Here is a 14,550-nt window from a genome sequence, read left to right on the forward strand (position 1 = left end):
TATAGCGTATGCATCTTTAAAATGGTTGAGTCATTTTGTCCAACCGGTCGCTAGCCGATGAGAATGAGAAGTGTTATCATCTAGCGCTTTAACGCCAACCACACCACGTCCATGTCCGATTTCGCCTTGTCCGCACCGCGCCCTGCGCATTTTCCCCTGACCGCGATGGCCGCCGCCATCTCCCTGCTGGTGGCGTCGTCCGCGCTGCACGCCCAGGAGGGCGGGTCCGCCGCGCCGATCGAATCGATCCAGGTGACGGGCAGCTGGCTTGGCTCGGGCTTGCAGAACAGCGTGAAGAACTTCCCCGGCGCGCGCACCGTCGTCGGCAAGGAGGAGATCGAGAATTCCGGCGCCCTGGACATCGGCGACGTGCTGCGCCGCATTCCGGGCGTGCAGGCGACCGACAACTCCGGCACGGCCGGCAGCGCCATTTCGCTCAACATCGGCGTGCGCGGGCTGACCGGGCGCTACTCGCCGCGTTCGACCATCCTGCTCGACGGCATCCCGCTGGCGGTGGCGCCTTACGGCCAGCCGCAGCTGTCGTTCGCGCCGGTGAGCCTGAACAACATCGAGTCGATCGACGTCGTGCGCGGCGGCGGCGCGGTGCGCTACGGCCCGCAGAACGTCGGCGGCATCATCAACTTCCGCAGCCGCGCGATTCCGGAAGCTCCGGGCATCAGCGGCGACGTTTCGGTGCGCTACAACGACTTCAGCGAAACCGGCCACAGCCGCCAGTACAGCGCTTTCGTCGGCAGCACGCTCGACAACGGCCTCGGCCTGGCGCTGATGTACTCGGGCATGGACGGCTCGGGCTGGCGCGTGGGCAGCGACGAAAAGGTCAACGACGTCGCGCTCAAGTTCCGCTATAAAATCGATCCGCAGAGCGAGGTGTACGGCAAGCTGACGTACTTCGATGTCAACTCGCGCACGCCGGGCGGCCTGACGGTGGCGCAGTACAACGCCAACCCGTTCCAGAACACCCGTCCGACGGACTTCTGGAGCGGCGACCGCAAGGGTGCCGACGTCGGCTACCTGAACACCTTGTCGGCCACGCAGGAGGTCGAAATCAAGGCCTACTACAACGAAAGCTTCCGCCAGAGCGCGTTGATCAACGCCGCCCGCACGCAGCTGACCTACCAGCCGCGCAACTACCAGGTGCTGGGCATCGAGCCGCGCTATACGCAACGCTTCGCCGTGTCGGGCGTGACGCACGACGTCACGGTCGGCTACCGTTTCCTGCGCGAGCGTGGCGACGACAATAACTATGTGCAGACCGTCGCCACCGGCGCTAACGGCGCGACCGCGACCTTCGTCAACAGCACCGACGCGCACGCGGTGTATATCGACGACCGCATCGCGCTGGGGGCGTGGCGCATCACGCCTGGCGTGCGCTACGAGCGCATTCGTTCGGAGCGCGACGACATCGTCGGCCGCAATACCTTCGAATCGAACAACAACAAGGCCCTGCCGTCGCTCAACGTCGCCTATCTGGTGAACAAGGCGCTGACGGTGTTCGCCAACTACACGACCTCGTTCGGACCGGTGCAGAACACGCAACTGAACTCGCAAGCCCCGGCCAATCCGCTCAAGCCAGAGCTGGCGAAGACGGCCGAAGTGGGCGCGCGCTGGAAGACCGGCGCCGTCGGCGCCGAACTGACGGCGTTCAAGCTCAAGTTCGACAACCAGATCATCCAGGTGCCGGGCATCATGCCGGCGACGTTCCAGAACATCGGCGCGACCGACCACGAAGGCATCGAAACGGCGGCCGACTACACCTTCGGCGAGACGAGCGCTCTGGCCGGGCTGAACGTCTACGCCAACTACACGTACACCAAGGCGATCCAGGAATCGGGCGTGACGTCGGGCATGGACGTGCCGTTCTACTCGCGCAATACGGACACGGTGGGCGCGCGCTACCGCTTGGGCGCCTTCACGGCCAATTTGTCCAGCACGCATCAAGGCAAGCAATACTCGGACGCCGCCAACACGGTGGCCGAGTCCGCCAACGGCGGCGTGGGGCAGATCCCCGGTTTCCGCCTGTGGAACGCGCAACTGGGCTGGAAGCTGCCCGGCAAGCCGGGCTACGAGGTAATGGCCGGCATCAACAATCTGTCGGACAAGCGCTACTACACGCGCAACGTCGACGGCAACGCCGGCCGCATGGTCGGCGCCCCGCGCACCGCCTACCTCCAGCTGCGCGCGACTTATTGAGCAGCTGCGTAAAGCAACTCCGGGGTCAGGTCCACCATTTCTACACGATCTCCGCCGTATCGACGCTTCGTGGCCGCGTGTTCCAGTTTTTTACGGCGCGGCTCGCCGTTGTGGGTGAGACGTACTAAAGCAACTGAGGCAATTCCACATCCTCTTTTTTGCCCCGGATGTGCGGTGACCCGCTTTGCGTAGGACAAAGATGACATTTTGCAATGTTCACAACCTACATAGGACTACAAGGTGGTCCTATACCGCCGAGTTAGCCCCCTGGATATAGTGTCATCAACGGTGAAGCACAAATAGACCACCGCGATCCACACGACATTATTCGAAGGATCAACACGATTTCCAGGGGTACAGACCATGAACGCATTTAACACCACCACCTCCGCAACCCGCTCCATCAACGTTGGCGCCGCCGCACAACCGATCAGTTTGATCGGCGCGCAACAGAACGATTTGCTGCGCGCCTTGTCGCGTGACGATTTGCTGGCGTTGTTCGGCGATCTGGAGTTGGTGGCGTTGCCGGCAGGTAAGCACTTGTTCGACTACGGCGACAAGGTCGAGTACACCTACTTCCCGACCAACGCGATCGTTTCGCTGCAATACGTGATGGAAGACGGCGCGACCACCGAGATCGCTGTTGTCGGGCGCGAAGGCGTGGTCGGCGTCGCCCTGTATCCAACCGAGCGCGCCAGCTACTCGGCGGTCGTCGAGGCTGATGGCTATGGTTACCGCCTGCGCACCGAGGTGCTGCGTGAAGCGTTCTACGCAGGCGGCCCGCTGGCCCAGCAGCTGATGCGCTACACCAGCGCGATGTTCGCCCAGTTGGCGCAAAGCGTGGCCGGCAGCCGCCACACCAGCATCGAGCAGAAGCTGTGCCGCTGGTTGCTGGAGCGTCTGGACCGCTCGATGACCAGCGAACTGAAGGTAACTCAGGAAATGATCGCCAACATGCTGGGCGTGCGCCGCGAGAGCGTCACCGGCGCGGCAGGCAAGCTGGCCGAAGAAGGTTTGATCATGTACCGCCGTGGTTGCGTGACGGTGCTGGATCGCGCGGCAATGGAACGCCGCGCCGGCAGCTACTACCAGGCCAGCCGCAACAAAACGGCCCAAACCGAACAGCGGGCGGCGTAAAAAATCAGGAAAAGGGAATTAGTGCAGGACGCGGGAGACGGGCGGCGTCATGATAAAGCCGCTAAAGTCGACCCGCGACGCAGGACGGGCAGCCAGGTGATCCAACTTGCGCTGTACCAATTTATGCCAGGCGCTGGCCCAACGGGCGGCCAGTTGCGATTCCTCGGCCGAACGGGCATACAGCGTCCGCTCCACGGCGATTTTCTGGCGGTTCAAGGCGCGGGTGGCAGAGGTCAGAGTAGTCATGGCGATATGTCGTGCGGGCAAGTGGTTGAGAAGTTCGCAAGGTTATTTTGCCGCGCTCGCCGCTTTTTGAATGTGCGCCAGTTCACCCATAACGATGAGAAAACGAACGCGGCCGTGTAAAATACGCGCACTGTTGCGTTTTTGCCTCGCCCGCGGCTGCTTTATTGCCGCCGGTAGGCACCTTCCCACTCCTTCTTCTCTCCTATGTGGTCATCCAATTTTTCTAAAAATGTATTAGCCGGTCTGACCACGTCCTTCGCTTTAGTTCCTGAGTGCATCGCTTTCGCGCTGGTTGCGCACCTCAATCCGCTGACCGGCCTGTATGGCGCCTTCTTTATTTGTACGCTGACGGCCATCTTCGGCGGCCGTCCCGGCATGATTTCGGGAGCCGCCGGCTCGATGGCGGTGGTGATTGTCGCCCTGGTGGCCCAGCACGGCTTGCAGTATTTCCTGGCGACGGTGGTGCTTAGCGGCCTCATCATGCTGTTGTTCGGCGTCCTCAGGATGGGCAAACTGGTCAGCATGGTGCCGCATCCGGTCATGCTCGGCTTCGTCAACGGCTTGGCCATCGTCATCGCGTGGTCGCAGCTGCAGCACTTCAGGGCCGGCGGCCAGTGGCTGCAGGGCGCTGCGCTGGCGTGGATGTGCGCGCTGGTGGCGCTGACGATGTTGGTCGTTTATTTACTTCCCCGCTTGACCAAGGCCGTGCCGCCCGCGCTGGTGGCGATCGTCGGCGTGGGCCTGTTGTCCGAGGGTTTGCAGCTGCCGGCCCGCACCCTGGGCGACATGGCCCAAATCGCCGGCGGCCTGCCGGTGTTCCACATTCCCGAGTTGCCCATGACGATGGAGACCTTGCGCATCGTGCTGCCGTACGCGCTGCTGATGGCGGTGGTGGGCCTGCTGGAGACGCTGCTGACCTTTAACCTGACCGACGAAATCACCGAAACGCGCGGCTTGCCGAACCGCGAGTGCGTGGCGCTGGGCGCCGCCAACGTGACCTCCGGCCTGTTCGGCGGCATGGGCGGCTGCGCGATGATCGGCCAGACCATGATCAACCTGAGTTCCGGCGGCCGCACGCGCGTCTCCGGCGCCGTCAGCGGCGTCATGATTTTATTGTTTATACTGTTTTTGTCGCCGCTGATCGAGCGCATTCCGCTGGCGGCGTTGGTCGGTGTGATGTTCGTGGTGGCGCAGCAGACCTTCGCCTGGGGTTCGCTGAGGGTGCTGGGCAAGGTGCCCAAGCATGACGCGCTGCTGATCGTGGTCGTCACCTGCATCACCGTGGCCACCGACCTGGCGGTGGCGGTGCTGTGCGGGATCGTGATCGCTGCGCTCAGCTTCGCCTGGCGCCATGCCCGCGAAATCCGCGCCGACGTGGTGGAGGGCGCCGACGGCGTTAAACACTACACGCCGCACGGCACGCTGTTCTTCGCGTCCATCGCGCATTTCAACGATTTGTTCGATCCGCAGGGCGATCCGCGGGAAGTGGTGCTCGATTGCCGGTATTTGCGACTGGCTGATCATTCGGCGGTGGTCGCGGTGTCGACCCTGAGCGAGCGCTACGCCAAAGCCGGCAAGACGCTGCAGGTTCAGCACCTGTCCAAACGGTGCGAACAACTGCTGGTGCGGGCCGGCGTGACTGTCACCGCGTAACCCGCACGGCCAACCGGGGTCGGACCCCGCTGGGTCCGCCCGCTAGGTGGCAGGGCATGCGCATCGCTAAAAGCATGATGGGTTGCTTTGCGATCCGCCTGCCTCCTATTTTTACTTCGCTTCCAGCGCGTTGATCGCCGCCGCCACGCCCGCGCCGTAGGCCGGATCGGCCTGCGTACAGTTGAAAATGTGGCGTTCCTGCACCGGCTTCGATACGCCGTGGATCGCGCGCGCCGTGTTCTCGAACAGCAGCCGCTTCTTCTCGTCCGTCAGCAACCGGAACAGGTTGCCGGGCTGCGAGTAGTAGTCGGTGTCGACCCGGTGGTCCCAGTGCGCGGCCGCGCCTTCGAGCGACAGCGGCGGTTCGGCGAACTGCGGCTGCTGCAGCCATTCGCCACGGCTGTTAGGTTCATACGAGGTGCCGGCGCCGTGGTTGCCGTCGGTGCGCATGGCGCCGTCGCGGTGGTAGCTGTGGAACGGGCATTTGGGCGCGTTGACGGGGATCGCGTGGTGGTTCACGCCAAGGCGGTAGCGGGCCGCGTCGCCATACGAGAACAGGCGCGATTGCAGCATCTTGTCCGGCGAGAAGCTGACACCCGGGACCACGTTGGCCGGCGAGAAGGCCGACTGCTCGACGTCGGCGAAGTAGTTCTCGGCGTTGCGGTTCAATTCCAGGATGCCGACGTCGATCAGCGGGTAGTCCTTGTGCGGCCAGACCTTGGTCAGGTCGAACGGGTTGTATGGGACCTTGGACGCCTCGTTCTCCGGCATGATCTGCACCGCCAGCTTCCAGCGCGGGAAGTCGCCGTTCTCGATGGCGTCGAACAGGTCGCGCTGCGAGCTTTCACGGTCGTTGGCGACCACCGCCGCCGCTTCCGCGTCGCTGAAGTTGGCGATGCCCTGCTGGCAGACGAAGTGGAACTTGACCCAGAAGCGTTCATTGGTAGGGCTGATGAAGCTGAAGGTATGGCTGCCGAAACCGTGCATGTGGCGGTAACCCTTGGGGATGCCGCGATCGCTCATGACGATCGTGATCTGGTGCAGCGCCTCCGGCAGCAGGGTCCAGAAGTCCCAGTTGTTCTCGGCGCTGCGCAAATTGGTCTTCGGGTCGCGCTTGACGACGTGGTTCAGGTCCGGGAACTTGAGCGGGTCGCGGAAGAAGAACACGGGCGTGTTGTTGCCGACCACGTCCCAGTTGCTTTGCTCGGTATAGAACTTGACGGCGAAGCCGCGAATATCGCGTTCGGCGTCGGCCGCGCCGCGCTCGCCGGCGACGGTGGAAAAGCGCATGAAGATGTCGGTCTTCTTGCCGATCTCGGAGAACAGCGCCGCGCGCGTGTACTTGCCGATGTCGTGGGTGACGGTGAAGGTGCCGAAGGCGCCCGAGCCCTTGGCGTGCATGCGCCGCTCGGGGATCACTTCGCGCGCGAAGTGGGCCAGCTTTTCAAGGTGCCAGACATCCTGCAGCAGCACCGGGCCGTGCGGGCCGGCGGTCTGCGTGTTCTGGTTGTCGACGACCGGCGCGCCGGCGGCGGTGGTGAGGTTTTTCATGGAAGTCCTTCAATGATTCGAAGTTGGATGGAGACTTCCAGCATAACCAACGCGTTGCCTCCGCGCAGCTCTCTTTCGGGAGAGCCCAAAGCAAAAAAGCCCGGCTTTTCAGCCGGGCTTTCATCACGCTACTGGTACTTCAAGCAGATTACTTGCTTGGGTAGGCCAGGTCGGCGCGACGGTTCTGGGCGCGCGAGTCCGCGTCGGTGCCCGATGCTTTTGGCTTCTCTTTACCGAAGCTGACGGCTTCCATCTGGCTGTCTTTCACGCCTTGGGTTTTCAGGGCGGTGATGACGGCTTGGGCGCGCTTCTGGCCCAGGGCCAGGTTGTACTCGGCGCTGCCCTGGTCATCGGTGTTGCCTTCGACTTTGATCGACACGTTCGGGTTCGCGGCCAGGAATTTACCGTGGTCGGCGACAACGGCGTCGAACTCCGGCTTGACGGTGTACTTGTCGAAGTCGAAGTAGACGCTACGGTTTTTGTAGATCGAGCTGTTTGGGTCCAGGTACGCTGGCAGGGTGGCTGCCGCTGGAGCGGCCACTGGCGCCGCGGCAGGAGCTGGTGCCGGTGCCGGGGCTGGCGCAGGGGCTGGTGCCGGTGCTGGGGCTGGAGCAGGGGTCGAGCAGGCGCTCAGCAGGGCTACGGTGCAGGCTGCCAGCAGGGTGTTGATTTTTACGTTCATGGAAATACTCCCGAATTGTATTTTGTTATTGACACATTGGTGTAGTGAGGCTGTTCAGCCAGCCGCGAGCGGTATTATATAAGCATTTCCCTACTAGAAATTGGCGCAATGCATTATTTTTTCAGCCAACGTGAGAATGGTGACATATCCCGGCCCGATTCGACGTACCAGGCGCGCCGCGCGATGTCGAATTGCGCTCCCAGCGCCTTGACTTCGTCCTTTTCGTGGAAGCTTGCGGTCAGATAGTGGCGGCCGGGCGCGGCGGCTGGCTGGGCCTGGTTGCGGGCGATGGCCGCCTCGGCGGCGGCCGCCGATTGCTGCAAACGCATATCGGCGATGAAGCCGCTGCGCAGCGCCGGGTCGGCCGGCGACAGCAGGGTCAGGCGGGCGCGGGCGCGGGTGGCGCCGACGTAGAACAGGTTTTCCTCGTCGCGTTTGGGCTGCATCGGATGCGGGAACTCGTCGGCCTGCAAAAACGGCAGGATCACGTGCTCGAACTCCTTGCCCTTGGCGTTGGCCACGCATTCGATCAACACCGCCTTGCGTTCGCGCCTGCGGCGGATGAAGGCTTCGCGCGCGTTCATCGCGCTCCAGAACTCGCGCAGGCTCTGGCCGGAGGCGGCGGCCGATGCCAGCAGGCCGGCCACCGATTTATTGACCACGCCCGCTTCGTACGGCCGCACGAAGATGCGGCGGGCGGTCGCCACCAGCTTGACCCGCTCGCACAGCTCCGCCAGCACGGCCGCCGCCGGCGTGGCCGGATCGAGCGCCGACAGCCAGGCGATGGCGTCGATGACGGCCTTCTTGGTGGCCTGGCTGGCGACGTCGCGGTAGCTGATTTGCTCGCCGTCGCGGCGGTCGTCCTCGATCATGAACAATTCGCCCAGCAGCGCCGGGTCCTTGATGATCTGCGCCTTGAAGTTGTCCATGCGCCGGGCCGAAAACTTCATTTCGCTGAAAGCCGTCATGGCGTCGACGATGGCGGCGCGCACCTGTTCCGATTTGACGGCGGCGAAGTCCTTGAGGGCGATGGCCAGCATGCCGCGCAAGAACAGGATCTCGTCGCGCTGCAGGTAGCCGGCCATGGCGGGGGTGCGGTAGTCGATGTCGGCCTCGATCAGCGCGTTCTCGATCGCCATCGACTGGTGGCGGTCGCGGATCAGGATGGCGCAGCCGTCGAAGGCGTGGCCGTCGGCCTTCCACTGGCGGATCGCGGCGATCGCCTGTTGCGCGCATTCGTCGGGGGAGGCGTAGTGCGCCTGGCGGATCTGGGTGTGCACCGGCAGGCTCGATTCGACCGCCTTGTGCTTGAATTCGGCCATCGCGTAGGCCAGGTGGGGGCCGTGGCGGTAGCTGTGGGTCAGCGGATAACGCACCAGCCTGGGATGGCGTTCGGCGAAGCGGCGGTTCAGGTATTCCTCGCTGGCGCCCAGTTTGGCGTGGATAACCTGGTCCTTGTCGCCGGCGCCGACGAAAAAGCACTGCGGGCGGCCGATCAAGGCGTCGAGGATGCGGAACGCCGCTTCATTGAGATCGTGCAGTTCGTCGCACAGCACCAGCCGGTAGTCGGGAAAGTGCTCGGCCAGGCGCGCGCCGGCGTCCAGATTGCAGGCCAGGTCGTAGGTGGCGTCGAACGGGCCGCGGAACACCGCGCCGGCGCCGCCGTCGAGGCGCAGGGTTTCGTACTCCACCGTGGTCAGGTAGTCGGCCAGCGGCACGCCGAGCAGCTCGGCGATCTCCTCCAGGCCCATGAAGTCGACGTCGGCGGCCAGCGCCATCGTCGCCTTCAATCCCAGTTGGGCGTCGAGGAACTGGCTTAGCGCGATGCTGTGGGTGTGCAGTTCCAGGCCGTCCAGCCGGCCGGCGTAGCGCGCGCCGACCCGGTCAACGGCGGCCAGCGCATATTCCTTCAGCTGGCGCGCCTCGGCGCAGCGGCGCAGGTTGTCGCCGTCGATGGCGTCCAGCTGCCAGGCGGCGAAGTCCTCGAACGTCATCACGGCCAGGCGCGCCACCAGCGCCTGCGGCACGCCGACATCGATCAGGCGCTGGCGCATGACGTCGCGCGCCTCCGGTGTGAAGGTCAGCGCGAGGATCTGTTCAGGGGGGAGCTTGCGGGCCAGCGCTTCGCCGATGCGGATCGCCAGGGTGGTGGTCTTGGCCGCGCCGGCGTTGGCGTCGACCAGCACCACCTTGTTCTGGGACAGCTGGATGGCCGTTTGTTCCGGCGTCGGGATCAGGCCATGCGGCGTAAATCGGATGGAATTTGGAGGTTGGGCTGCGTTCATCCGCTACATTATAGCGACCAGCGTCCGCCTGCCGGTTCCCAATGTGCCGCCGAGCGCCGGCGCCGGCGTCAATCTGGCCGTCGCGCCCTCGATGAACTGGGCGCTGAAGACGCGGCGCTCAGGCTGGGAGTTGCGGCCGTGTTCGCGGCCGTGTTCGTGGGCGTCGATGACGGCGCACAGCAGGTCGGCCGCCGCCGTGGCCATTTTCGGCATCGGCTGGCGCAGGGTGGTGAGGTTGTAGCTCAACCAGTTGGACGGTTCGACGGCGTCGAATCCGGCCACCGACAGCTGTCCCGGCACGTCGATGCCCAGTTCGTGGCGGGCGCAATCGAGGCAGCCGATGGCCATCACGTCGCTGCCGCAGATGATCGCGTCGGGCACCTCGCCCATTTGCGCGATGATGGCCTTGAGGCCGGCCCCGCCGCTGCGGTAGTCCGATTGACCGGGCACCACCACCGGCGGCGGCAGGCCCAGTTCGGCCAGGCGTTCGCTGGTGCCGCGCCGGCGCTCGTTGGCGACCGAGGAGTCTTCGGTGCCGGCGATGATGCCGAAGCGGCGGTGGCCGGCGGCGGCCAGGCGCGAGACCAGCATGCGGCCCGCCTCCAGATGGTCGCAGGTGACGGTGTTGACGACGCGCTCGCGCAAGGTGCGGTTGAACAGCACCAGCGGCATGTGGCGCCGCTCGAATTCGGCGATATGCCCGTCGCTGAGGCGGGCGGCGGCGATCACGCCGTCGACCTGGTACTGCCAGACGTCGGCCAGCACGCGGTCGACATCGGTCTCGCGCGCCAGGGTGAACAGCAGCACGCGCTTGCCGCGCGCGGTGATCTGGTGGCTCAACTCGGCGAGCAGCTCCGGGTAGTGCAGATTGGCCTGGTTGGTGATGATCACCGCGACCATGTTGGAGCGGCGCGTGATCAGGCTGCGGGCGGCGGCGTTGGGGATGTAGTCGAGCAGCGAGGCCGCCTTCATCACCCGCGCGTGGGTCTCCTTGGAGACGCTGGCGCCCGGCTTGAAGCAGCGCGAGACGGCGGACTGCGAGACCCCGGCGACCAGCGCGACGTCGTACGAGGTGACGCGGCGGGCTTCGCGGGCGATGGTGGCTATGTGTTCCGTGGCGCTGATCTCAACTGTCGGCTTGGATTTCGTCATTGTCTCGTTATCGTCTTGGGGACCCGGGTATGGCTGGCTGCGCTGCTCCCACGGCGGTCACGTCGAGGATAATCAAAAACTTACTATAGGGCAACAATTATCGTATTTCCTTGTGGAAATTACTTATGCGGTGTGGCGGTACAGCAATTTTCCCTGACGAGGGCGTTTTTCTGATAGCATGACGCCCCTTTATTACGTGTGAAGGGTCGACATGGCCAATGCTTGCGGCGTCGATTTCGGCACGTCAAATTCCACGGTCGGTTGGGTGCGTCCCGGCCAGGCCGTGATGTTGGGACTTGAGGACGGCAAGACCACCTTGCCGTCGGTCGTCTTCTTCAACGCGGAAGACGAGCAGGTCACCTTTGGACGTGCGGCGCTGGCCGAATATCTGGCCGGCTACGAGGGGCGCTTGATGCGTTCGTTGAAGAGTTTGCTCGGGACCAGTCTGATCGACGGTCAGACCGAGGTGGGCGGCCGCGCGCTGCCGTTCCGTATGTTGCTGGCCCAGTTCATCGGCGAGGTCAAGCACCGCGCCGAGCAGTCGGCCGGGCGTGAATTCACGTCCGCCGTGTTCGGGCGGCCGGTGCATTTCATCGACGACAGCAAGGAAAACGACCAGGTGGCCGAGGATACCTTGGCCGAGGTCGCCCGTTCGGTCGGCTTCAAGGACATCGCCTTCCAGTTCGAGCCGATCGCCGCGGCGTTCGACTACGAGTCGCAAATCGACCGCGAGGAACTGGTGTTGATCGCCGACATCGGCGGCGGCACGTCGGACTTTTCGCTGGTGCGCCTGTCGCCCGAGCGTGCGAAGAAAACCGAGCGGCGCGACGACATCCTGGCCAACGGCGGCGTGCACATCGGTGGGACAGACTTCGATAAATACCTGAGCCTGTCCTCGGTCATGCCTTTGCTGGGCTACGGCAGCCGCCTGCGCAACAACAGTGAAGTGCCGTCGAGCTACTTCTTCAACCTGGCGACCTGGCACACGATCAACCAGGCCTACACCAAGAAGATGTGGACCCAGCTGTCGGACCTGCTGCGCGACTCGGCCGAGCAGGAAAAGCTGGGCCGCCTGCAGCGCCTGATCGACGAACGCGCCGGCCACTGGCTGGCGATGAAGGTGGAGGAGGGCAAGATCGCCTTGTCCGACGACGTCAAGGTGCGGCTGGAGCTGGACCGGCTGGCGCCGGCGGTGAGCCTGGAGCTCGACCGCGCCCAGTTCGACGCCTCGATCGACCACCTGGTCGGCTCGGTCGAGAATACGGTGCTGAGCCTGTTGCGCGACGCCGGCGTGGGGCCGGCCGATGTCGATACGGTATTCTTCACCGGCGGTTCGAGCGGCGTGCGCATGTTGCGCGAGCGCATAGGCGCGCTGGTGCCGGCCGCGCGCAAGGTCGAAGGCGACCTGTTCGGCAGCATCGGCGCCGGGCTGGCGCTCGACGCGGTGCGCAAATTCGGCTAACACTTATATTAGGCAGGGAAGCAAATGCTCGACAAATCCATCGTCATGCTCGACTTCGAGACCACCGGCCTGTCGCCCGACATGGGCGACCGCATCACCGAGGTGGCGGCGTTGCGCATCGTCGGCGGGCGCATCGTCGAGCGTTACGTCTCCCTGATCAACTGCAATGTGCGCATTCCTTCGTTTATCACCGGCCTGACCGGCATCACCCAGGCCATGGTCGACAACGCGCCGCCGGTCTCGCGCGTGGTGCCCGACCTGCTCGATTTCATCGGCGGCGACGCGCTGTCGGCCCACAACGCCAGTTTCGATGAAAAGTTCCTGCGCGCCGAGGCGGCCCGGCTCAACCTGACGCCCGGACATCAGGCGCTGGTGTGCTCGCTCAAGCTGTCGCGCCGGGTGTTCCCGAACCTGGCCAGCTACAAGCTCGGCAATCTGTCCGGGCAACTGGGCATCCGTTTTAAAAGCGCGGCCCACCGGGCCGAGTCCGATGCCGAGGTGGCGGCCGAAGTGCTGATACACATCGGTAAGCACATCGGTTCGACCTACGGCATCGCCGGCGTCGATCCTGCTCTGCTCGTCTCGGTAAACAAGCTGGCGGCTGCCAAAGTGCACCAATTCCTGCAAAAACAGTCCCCCCAGTAAGTTCAGGCTTAAACGATAGCATTTCATCATCACTCGTTTGACGACGCTCAAATCTGAAGTCACTACGAGGCTTACACTTTAGTCAACATAGTTGCAGTGTTGGCAAGGGGTGCGCGATGAAAAACCAGAGCTCCGCCAGAGATGGCTACGACAGTTATCTGTGGTACAAGGAGGCGGCCGAGCGGGGTAATCCCTACGCGCAATTCAACCTTGCCATGGTCTATAAAAAAGGCCAGGGCGTGGCGCGGGACGACACCCGGGCCTTCCACTGGATGCACAAGGCCGCGGAGCAGGGCCTGGCGTTCGCCCAGAACCATCTTGGCGCGATGTACTACAACGGCCGAGGCGTCGCCAACAACGACAAGGAGGCCGTGCGCTGGTTTCGCGCCGCCGCCCAGCAGGGCGACGCCTCGGCCCAGCAAAATCTCGGACAAATGTACAAAAAGGGGCGCGGCGTCGCGCGCAGCGACGAAATAGCGCTGTCATGGTTCTACCGCGCCTCGGAGCAGGGTATCGCCAGCGCGCAGACCTTGCTGGGCGAAGCCTATGTGCATGGCACCGGCGTGCGCCGCAATTACCCGTTGGCGCTGGCGTGGTTCCGCAAGGCCGCGCTGCAAAACGACGCCAACGCCCAGCTCAATCTCGGACTGATGTACAAGCATGGCCACGGCGTCACGCGCAGCGATACGCAGGCGCTGGCGTGGTTCCGGCAGGCTGCCGCGCAGGGGGACGCGGTGGCCCAGCGCCTGGTCGGCGTGGCGTATTCGGAAGGCCTGGGCGTGCCCGCCGACCAGTTGCGCGCTTACGCCTGGCTGTCGCGCGCGGCCGAACAGGAGGACGCCGACGCCCAGTTCAATCTCGGCATCATGCTGGCCAACGGCAAGGGCGTCGACCGCGACGACGAGCTGGCCTTTTCCTGGTATCGGCGCGCGGCCGAGTCCGGTCACGTGCTGGCGCAGTACAACCTGGGCGGCATGTATGCGCGCGGGCGCGGCGTCGGCCGCGACGAGCAGCGCGCGCTGGAGTGGTACCGGATGGCGGCCGAGCAGGGCGCGCCGAACGCGCAGTTCAACGTCGGCGTGATGTACGCCAACGGCCACGGCGTGACCAAGGACGAGGCGCGCGCCGTGGCCTGGTATCGCAGCGCCGCCGACCAGGGCGACGCCAGCGCGCAGAACAACCTCGGCGTGATGTACGCCAACGGCCTGGGCGTGGCGCAGGACGATGTGCAGGCGGTCAAATGGTACAACAAGGCGGCCGAGCAGGGCCATGCCTTGGCCCAGTTCAATCTGGGCGGCATGTATGGCAGCGGGCGCGGCGTCAAGCGCGACGAGTTGCGCTCCTTCATGTGGCTGACGTTGGCGGCCGACGGCGGCGATGTCGCGGCCGCCAGCAACCGCAAGAAGGTGGCGCTCGACATGACACCGGAAGCGATGGCCGAGGCGCAGGAACTGGTGCGCCGCTGGCGCGCCCAGCACCGCAGGATGGTGCCGCTGCGCGCGCGGCCGCGATGATGTGATTGCTTT

The 14,550-nt window shown here is 64.5% G+C and carries 11 protein-coding genes; 6 read left to right on the forward strand and 5 right to left on the reverse strand.

Going from position 1 to position 14,550, the window contains the following annotated elements:
• Positions 1–111: 111 nt before the first annotated feature.
• Both AC07P1_RS15255 and AC07P1_RS15260 read left to right on the forward strand, forming a co-directional pair.
• Positions 112–2,211: a TonB-dependent receptor family protein gene (locus tag AC07P1_RS15255; RefSeq protein ID WP_494696620.1), complete on the forward strand. Its 2,100-nt coding sequence runs from the start codon at positions 112–114 to the stop codon at positions 2,209–2,211.
• Positions 2,212–2,574: 363 nt separating this feature from the next.
• The gene (locus tag AC07P1_RS15260; RefSeq protein ID WP_494696621.1) at positions 2,575–3,348 is read left to right on the forward strand and encodes a Crp/Fnr family transcriptional regulator; all 774 of its coding nucleotides are present in this window, start codon (positions 2,575–2,577) and stop codon (positions 3,346–3,348) included.
• Between the two features lie 18 nt (positions 3,349–3,366).
• Here AC07P1_RS15260 and AC07P1_RS15265 read toward each other — a convergent pair whose 3' ends face one another.
• Complete coding sequence (locus AC07P1_RS15265; protein WP_494696622.1) at positions 3,367–3,594, reverse strand: hypothetical protein; 228 nt, start codon at positions 3,592–3,594, stop codon at positions 3,367–3,369.
• A 204-nt stretch (positions 3,595–3,798) separates the two neighbouring features.
• On the opposite strand from AC07P1_RS15265, the gene AC07P1_RS15270 reads away from it, so the two are divergent.
• On the forward strand, positions 3,799–5,247 hold the full coding sequence (locus AC07P1_RS15270) for a SulP family inorganic anion transporter (protein WP_494696623.1): 1,449 nt from the start codon (positions 3,799–3,801) through the stop codon (positions 5,245–5,247).
• Positions 5,248–5,358: 111 nt separating this feature from the next.
• Here AC07P1_RS15270 and AC07P1_RS15275 read toward each other — a convergent pair whose 3' ends face one another.
• The 4 genes from AC07P1_RS15275 to AC07P1_RS15290 form a co-directional block, all read right to left on the reverse strand.
• Positions 5,359–6,798 carry a catalase gene (locus tag AC07P1_RS15275; RefSeq protein ID WP_494696624.1) on the reverse strand — a complete coding sequence of 480 codons (1,440 nt, stop codon included), beginning with the start codon at positions 6,796–6,798 and terminating at the stop codon, positions 5,359–5,361.
• A gap of 148 nt (positions 6,799–6,946) precedes the next feature.
• The gene (gene pal, locus AC07P1_RS15280; RefSeq protein ID WP_494696625.1) at positions 6,947–7,480 is read right to left on the reverse strand and encodes a peptidoglycan-associated lipoprotein Pal; all 534 of its coding nucleotides are present in this window, start codon (positions 7,478–7,480) and stop codon (positions 6,947–6,949) included.
• 113 nt (positions 7,481–7,593) lie between these two features.
• Positions 7,594–9,765 carry an ATP-dependent helicase gene (locus AC07P1_RS15285; protein WP_494696626.1) on the reverse strand — a complete coding sequence of 724 codons (2,172 nt, stop codon included), beginning with the start codon at positions 9,763–9,765 and terminating at the stop codon, positions 7,594–7,596.
• A 3-nt stretch (positions 9,766–9,768) separates the two neighbouring features.
• Positions 9,769–10,917, reverse strand: a complete 1,149-nt coding sequence (locus AC07P1_RS15290) for a LacI family DNA-binding transcriptional regulator (RefSeq protein ID WP_494696627.1) — start codon at positions 10,915–10,917, stop codon at positions 9,769–9,771.
• 211 nt (positions 10,918–11,128) lie between these two features.
• Here AC07P1_RS15290 and AC07P1_RS15295 point away from each other — a divergent pair, with 211 nt between their 5' ends.
• The 3 genes from AC07P1_RS15295 to AC07P1_RS15305 all read left to right on the forward strand — a co-directional run bounded on the left by AC07P1_RS15295 (position 11,129) and on the right by AC07P1_RS15305 (position 14,538).
• Positions 11,129–12,379 carry an Hsp70 family protein gene (locus AC07P1_RS15295; protein ID WP_494696628.1) on the forward strand — a complete coding sequence of 417 codons (1,251 nt, stop codon included), beginning with the start codon at positions 11,129–11,131 and terminating at the stop codon, positions 12,377–12,379.
• Positions 12,380–12,403: 24 nt separating this feature from the next.
• Positions 12,404–13,024 (forward strand): 3'-5' exonuclease, encoded by a 621-nt coding sequence (locus tag AC07P1_RS15300; RefSeq protein WP_494696629.1) that lies wholly within the window; start codon positions 12,404–12,406, stop codon positions 13,022–13,024.
• 116 nt (positions 13,025–13,140) lie between these two features.
• On the forward strand, positions 13,141–14,538 hold the full coding sequence (locus AC07P1_RS15305; RefSeq protein ID WP_494696630.1) for a tetratricopeptide repeat protein: 1,398 nt from the start codon (positions 13,141–13,143) through the stop codon (positions 14,536–14,538).
• The last annotated feature ends 12 nt before the right edge of the window (positions 14,539–14,550 follow it).

This window comes from Duganella sp. GW821-FHT07F09, assembly GCF_059418705.1.

What these genes read in the sequence shown, in the direction of transcription:
- AC07P1_RS15255 (WP_494696620.1), top strand. Translation starts at nt 112, where the DNA reads ATGTCCGATTTCGCCTTGTCCGCACCGCGCCCTGCGCATTTTCCCCTG.
- AC07P1_RS15260 (WP_494696621.1), top strand. Translation starts at nt 2,575, where the DNA reads ATGAACGCATTTAACACCACCACCTCCGCAACCCGCTCCATCAACGTT.
- AC07P1_RS15265 (WP_494696622.1), bottom strand. Translation starts at nt 3,594, where the DNA reads ATGACTACTCTGACCTCTGCCACCCGCGCCTTGAACCGCCAGAAAATC.
- AC07P1_RS15270 (WP_494696623.1), top strand. Translation starts at nt 3,799, where the DNA reads ATGTGGTCATCCAATTTTTCTAAAAATGTATTAGCCGGTCTGACCACG.
- AC07P1_RS15275 (WP_494696624.1), bottom strand. Translation starts at nt 6,798, where the DNA reads ATGAAAAACCTCACCACCGCCGCCGGCGCGCCGGTCGTCGACAACCAG.
- pal (WP_494696625.1), bottom strand. Translation starts at nt 7,480, where the DNA reads ATGAACGTAAAAATCAACACCCTGCTGGCAGCCTGCACCGTAGCCCTG.
- AC07P1_RS15285 (WP_494696626.1), bottom strand. Translation starts at nt 9,765, where the DNA reads ATGAACGCAGCCCAACCTCCAAATTCCATCCGATTTACGCCGCATGGC.
- AC07P1_RS15290 (WP_494696627.1), bottom strand. Translation starts at nt 10,917, where the DNA reads ATGACGAAATCCAAGCCGACAGTTGAGATCAGCGCCACGGAACACATA.
- AC07P1_RS15295 (WP_494696628.1), top strand. Translation starts at nt 11,129, where the DNA reads ATGGCCAATGCTTGCGGCGTCGATTTCGGCACGTCAAATTCCACGGTC.
- AC07P1_RS15300 (WP_494696629.1), top strand. Translation starts at nt 12,404, where the DNA reads ATGCTCGACAAATCCATCGTCATGCTCGACTTCGAGACCACCGGCCTG.
- AC07P1_RS15305 (WP_494696630.1), top strand. Translation starts at nt 13,141, where the DNA reads ATGAAAAACCAGAGCTCCGCCAGAGATGGCTACGACAGTTATCTGTGG.